The sequence below is a fragment of the Immundisolibacter sp. genome (assembly GCF_050250495.1).
Lineage (GTDB): Bacteria > Pseudomonadota > Gammaproteobacteria > Immundisolibacterales > Immundisolibacteraceae > Immundisolibacter.
Window position 1 is genome coordinate 104,966 of record NZ_JBFWOM010000009.1, and the last position, 5,011, is coordinate 109,976.

5 protein-coding genes and 1 pseudogene are annotated in these 5,011 nt (G+C 66.2%); 1 reads left to right on the top strand and 5 read right to left on the bottom strand.

Features of this window, described 5'->3' with window-relative positions; translation table 11 throughout:
* The 3 genes and pseudogenes from AB7F93_RS08445 to AB7F93_RS08455 form a co-directional block, all read right to left on the bottom strand.
* A pseudogene (locus AB7F93_RS08445) lies at positions 1–275 on the bottom strand (acetate--CoA ligase); the annotation flags it as partial.
* Between the two features lie 267 nt (positions 276–542).
* Positions 543–1,379 carry a hypothetical protein gene (locus AB7F93_RS08450; RefSeq protein WP_428302459.1) on the bottom strand — a complete coding sequence of 279 codons (837 nt, stop codon included), beginning with the start codon at positions 1,377–1,379 and terminating at the stop codon, positions 543–545.
* 68 nt (positions 1,380–1,447) lie between these two features.
* On the bottom strand, positions 1,448–2,443 hold the full coding sequence (locus AB7F93_RS08455) for a dihydrodipicolinate synthase family protein (RefSeq protein ID WP_428302460.1): 996 nt from the start codon (positions 2,441–2,443) through the stop codon (positions 1,448–1,450).
* 109 nt (positions 2,444–2,552) lie between these two features.
* Here AB7F93_RS08455 and AB7F93_RS08460 point away from each other — a divergent pair, with 109 nt between their 5' ends.
* On the top strand, positions 2,553–3,389 hold the full coding sequence (locus AB7F93_RS08460) for a 3'-5' exonuclease (RefSeq protein WP_428302461.1): 837 nt from the start codon (positions 2,553–2,555) through the stop codon (positions 3,387–3,389).
* 63 nt (positions 3,390–3,452) lie between these two features.
* Here the strand turns inward: AB7F93_RS08460 and AB7F93_RS08465 are convergent, their stop codons facing one another.
* Positions 3,453–4,409, bottom strand: a complete 957-nt coding sequence (locus AB7F93_RS08465) for a VOC family protein (protein WP_428302462.1) — start codon at positions 4,407–4,409, stop codon at positions 3,453–3,455.
* A gap of 59 nt (positions 4,410–4,468) precedes the next feature.
* The coding region (locus AB7F93_RS08470; RefSeq protein WP_428302463.1) for a VOC family protein at positions 4,469–5,011 on the bottom strand (543 nt) is incomplete at its 5' end.

Below are 5,011 nucleotides of genomic sequence, written 5' to 3' on the forward strand. Positions count from 1 at the left end.
GCGAAGCGGCTGGTTTCCGCCGCCAGGTTGGCGTAGGTGAACTCGCGCGCCACACTGTCCTGCGACAAGCAGCGCAGCGCCACCTGTCTGCCGCGGCCGTTTTGCACGTGCCGGTCGACGGCCTCCACGGCGATGTTGAGGCCGCCGCCGGGCAGGCCGCGCAGGGCCTGACGCTCAAGCCCCCAATTGAACGAGCCGCAGATGGCCCCGTAATCGGCCAGGTTGGGCAAGGCCTGGTCGGCTCGAAACGTCTTGTGAATCAGCCCATCTGACATCGGCGGCTCCGATCCGGGACTGCGGTTCGAAGCGTGCAAACCGCTGCCTGCAATCTAAAAGCCTGCCGCAGCGCGCGTCCTGATCCGGATCACGCGTGGTTCCGGGAACGACTGACGTGGCCAGCGCAGCCGATGAAGCGCCTGTTCAAATGCACGGCACGGGGCGCCGCACCCGCTGCGCCCACGCGGAGCACAGCAGACATTCAGTGACTACCGGCGCCGTTCTCGCCCAGGACCGTCAGGCGAGAACAGCGCCGGGCGTCGGCATCACGCCACGGCGGCGTAGATGTCGCTGGGCGCCAGGGTGTCCTCGAAGATGGCGCGGCGGATGTCTTCGAGTTCCCCCTCGGTCAGCGGGTACTGGAACTGCTCGTTGCGCTCGCGTACGTCCAGGTACCGCATCTCGCGGGCGAGGTTCAGCGTCTCGTCCCACGGCAGGGCATTGGCCGGATCGAAGCTCGCCGCCAGTTCCTTGATTTCTTCAGGGCCGTGGAAGATCTCGTCCTCGACCACGGTCTTTTCGAGCCTGGCCGCAAGGCGCAGGAACTCGTCGTCGCCCGGCAGGTTGCTCATGCACCAGTGCCAGCCGACCGAGCCGCCCTCGCCCTGCGTCATCAGCAGCCGCGAGGTCCACTTGGGCAGCGTGTTGTAGATCTCCATCCACAGCGAGATGAAGCGGTGGTGCTCCGGCCACTTGCGGGCCACGATGGCGCCGGAGTCGCCGTGAAAGCCGGCGCCGTTCGCCGTGAACTCGACGTTGAGGTAGTGGAACGAATCGCTCTCCGGCGGCTCCTTGCCCTTGCCGAGCGTCAGATCCAGCAGGTTCATGTAGGCCCGGTAGTGGTCGAGCTCTTCCTTCATGATCACGGCGAAACGGTCGGCTTCGCGCACGTTGATGCCGGTGCCGAGCGCCAGCCGCGCCCGGTCGGCGTACATGTTGGTGGCGCCGTACTCGCGGGCGGCCTGGATCACCACCCAGTTGATGTCGCGCTCGCGCGTGCGCTTGGCCAGGTAGGCGTCCACCACGCGCTGCTGGGCGGAGGCGCCCTGCGACATGATGTGCAGCGTGTCGCGGACGATTTGTTCGGCGGTCGGTGCGGTCATGGTGTTCTCCTCGGGATTGTCGTTATCGCCGCTGCCCCGCCGTCACGGCGGCGGGGCAGGGTGCGGGATCACAGCTCGCCGGCGCGCACCTTGGCGCACAGCTCGGCCCAGCCCTTGCCGGCCTTGGCCGCGCTTTCCAGGTAATTGGCCGGGGCGGTCAGGTACGGCGGACGGCAGGGGCCGGCCTTCATCCAGCCGCTGGCGTTGATGCGCGCCTTGTCGAGCTGGATGTTGTAGCGCGAGAACTCGGCAAAGCCACCGGGCGGCATCAGGTTGCCGATGACCGGCGCGGCGGCGCCCCACACGCGCTGGGCGGCGCTCCAGTCACCGGTCTTGATGGCGTCCCGCACCGTGTCGCGGATGCGGATGGTCATCTCCGGGCCGCCGTTGGCGCAGGGCGACCAGAAGGCGGTGTGGAATTCCGGGTCGATGCGCGCGGCGTCGAGGTGATCGAACTCGATCGGCAAGAAGCGGATGCGCTTTTTGGATACTGCCGTGTGCACCGACAGCTGGCCGATGTGGATGTACTTGCAGGTGATGACCTGCGGGATTTCGGCAACGCCGGCCCAGAACGGGGTCGGGAACTGGAACTTGAACGCCTCCGGGTTGGCGTACACGCAGATGGCCATCTCCGGCACCGCTTCCGCCACGTCGCGATAGAAGCGCACCGCGTTCGGCACGTCGCACACCTGCCACATGGGCAGGCCGAGCATGGTGCCGTCGGCGCCGATGTCGCGCGCGTGCTTCAGTTGTTTGATGGTGTCGCGGGTGTTCAGCGTGGTCACGCCGACGAAGATCGGCTTGCGACCGCGGGCGGTCTCGACCATCACCTCCATCATCTTTTTCTTTTCTTCCCAGGTGATGGTGGCGCCTTCGCCGAAGGTGCCCTGCGCCAGCACGGCGTCGACGCCGCCCTCGATCAGGCCGTTCACGGCCCGGGCGACCTCGTCGTAATCGATGCTGTCCTCGCAGCGCCAGTCCTCGGCGTTGTCGACGGCGGGGGTCGGGATGATGGCCCAGGCGCCGTGAACGTCGTTCACGGTCAGGCGGTCACGTCGTGCCATGACGGATTCCTCAGGATTCGGGGGATTAAACGGGTGTGTAAGCTTACTGCCGGCAATGCCGACCGACCACGAGGTCAGGCGGCAGTTTAACCGGCGGTGAAGGTGAGGCATGTTCAAGAGCGTGTTTGACAAGGTGTGGGCGTTCGACTGCGAGTGGGTGCCGGACCCCGCCGCCGGCCGCACGCTGTACAAGCTGCCGGCGGAGCTGCCGGACCGGGACGTGCTGGCGCACATGTGGCAGCAGGCTGGCGCCAGCGACGACGACCCGATGCCGTTTTTGAAGACCATCGTGTGCCGGGTGGTGTCGATCGCCGCCGTCACGCGTCAGCGGCGGCGCGACGGCAGCGTGCAGCTGCATCTGCTGTCCTTGCCGCGCGATGTGAGCGATACGGCGCAGACGGCGGAGGCCCACGTCATCGGCACGTTTCTGGACGCCATCGGCGAGCACAAGCCGCAACTGGTCGGCTTCAACTCGATCAACGCCGATCTGAAAATCCTGCTGCAGCGGGCGGTGGTGAACGGCCTGTCCGCGGCCGAATTCTGCCGCCGCCCGGACAAGCCCTGGGAGGGTGTCGATTACTTCGCCCGCGGCGATGCGCACGTCGACATCAAGGACATCGTCGGCGGCTGGGGCAAGGCGACGCCCTCGCTGCATGAACTCGCCGTGCTGTCGGGCATTCCCGGCAAGCTGGACGTGGACGGGAACGCCGTTGCGAGCCTCTGGCTCGAAGGCCACCTCGACCGCATCGTGGCCTACAACGAGTGCGATGCCCTCAGCACGTACCTCGTGTGGCTACGCCTGGCGCACCTCAGCGGTCACTTCGACCAGCGGTCCTACGCCGAGGAACAAAACCGCGTGCGCATCCTGGTGGAGAGCCTGATCACGCAGGGTCGCGAGCACTTACAGGCTTATCTCACCGAGTGGGACCGGCTCGCGCATCTCTGACGCGCAAGCCGGACGCGCCCGTGGGTCAGGGCCCGGCCAACCCCGCGGCGCAACCCGACGGTCCTACAGCGACGGCGCGAGGAAGGCCGTCTGCAAATCCCGATCGAAGTACGACAGCGCCTTGCCGAGTTGCGATTCGGTCCAGCGCACGGGCTCGAACTCCGGGTGCACTTCAGTCAGCCGCCCTCCGGCGCAAAGCTCCAGGCGCACGCCGAACGGATCCTGGAAGTGCAGCGAAAAGGTCTTGCCGTAGGACTGGCGCGTCGGACCATAAATATCAATGTTGACGCCGGCCTCGCGCAGGTACTGGCCGTCGATCAGGATGTCGTTCGGGTCTTCCTTGGTGAACGCGATGTGGTGCAGACGCCCGGCGGGGCCGGGAAAGATCGCCAGCTCCTGGCCGCCGGCTTCCTTCTGCATGCGGAACACCAGCGCCGACAGCAGGCGCTCGCCGTCGTCGCTGTCGATGCGCTCGGAGATGACGAAGCCGAGCGCCTGGGTGAGGAAATCCACCGCGGCCTTGGGGTCCGGCACGGTGATGCCGGCGTGGTTCAGAAAGAACGGGGCAGGGGTGCCGCGCAGCGAACGCGGCGTCACCCAGTCCGGGGAGTCGAAACCGGTCATGTAGCCGATCTGCGGCAGCTCGGCGAACAGGCGCAGCGTCGGGCCGCCGGGGATGTCGAAGGTGATCGACTCGCCCATGCCGGAGAGCGCGCCAGACGGGTGATTCGTAACCTTCACACCCGCCTGCAACACATTGTTCTCAAGCTGCTTCAGCTCGGCCGCATCGCGCACCTGAAAGCCGATTTCGACCAGCCGATTGTCCGGACCCTCGTCGAGCACCAGCGAGTAGGGAAAGGCCTCGTGCCAGCAGCGCAGGTACAAGCGGTCCGGTTGGCGGTAGGTCTCCACCAGGCCCAGGGATTCGCAGTAGAAAAACTGCGCCTGGCGCAGACGCGAGTCGTGCAGCGCGAGGCGGACGTAGGCGATCCGGATGATGCCGCCGTGCTTGAGGGCCATGCGAGGTCTCCTGCCTCTGAGATTAGTATTGGGTTATGTCGGTGAGCGAGGTGAGGCCGTCAGGTGACCTCGGCGAAAAACGCCTCCGGCACGGCGTTTTCGTAATAGAAGGCGCCGCGTGGGAAATGCTCCGCCTGCCACACGATGGGCGGCACCCAACCGGGCGCGCCGGGGGCGAGGTACGCGCCGTTGTAGAACTCGTTGCGGTTGCCTGACGGGTCGTGGAAGTAGATGGTGGTGACGCCCGAGATGCCGTGGCGGGTGATACCGAATTCGAGTGACGGGACGGCGTTTTCCTTCAGCAGGTCGACGCCGTGGATGACCTCGGTGCGGCTGTCCATGCCGAACGCCATGTGGTGAAAGTGCCCGTCCGGTCCCGGGCCGATGGCCAGATCGTGCATGGTGTGGCTGCAGGTCAGGAACGCTGCGAGGGTGTTTCCGGCGGGATCAACCACCTTCTCGGTCAATGAAAAATCAAGCACCTGCATCAGGAAATTCACATCATCCTGCGGGTTCTGCGCCGACAACAGGGTGTGGTCTAGATGTGTCACCCGCCCGCCGGGGGTGCCGTGCGGCGGCACCGGGCTCGGGTTTTCCATGCC

Bases quoted from the DNA above. Each gene is read 5' to 3' on its own strand.
- AB7F93_RS08450 (WP_428302459.1), bottom strand. From the start codon at position 1,379: ATGACCGCACCGACCGCCGAACAAATCGTCCGCGACACGCTGCACATC.
- AB7F93_RS08455 (WP_428302460.1), bottom strand. From the start codon at position 2,443: ATGGCACGACGTGACCGCCTGACCGTGAACGACGTTCACGGCGCCTGG.
- AB7F93_RS08460 (WP_428302461.1), top strand. From the start codon at position 2,553: ATGTTCAAGAGCGTGTTTGACAAGGTGTGGGCGTTCGACTGCGAGTGG.
- AB7F93_RS08465 (WP_428302462.1), bottom strand. From the start codon at position 4,409: ATGGCCCTCAAGCACGGCGGCATCATCCGGATCGCCTACGTCCGCCTC.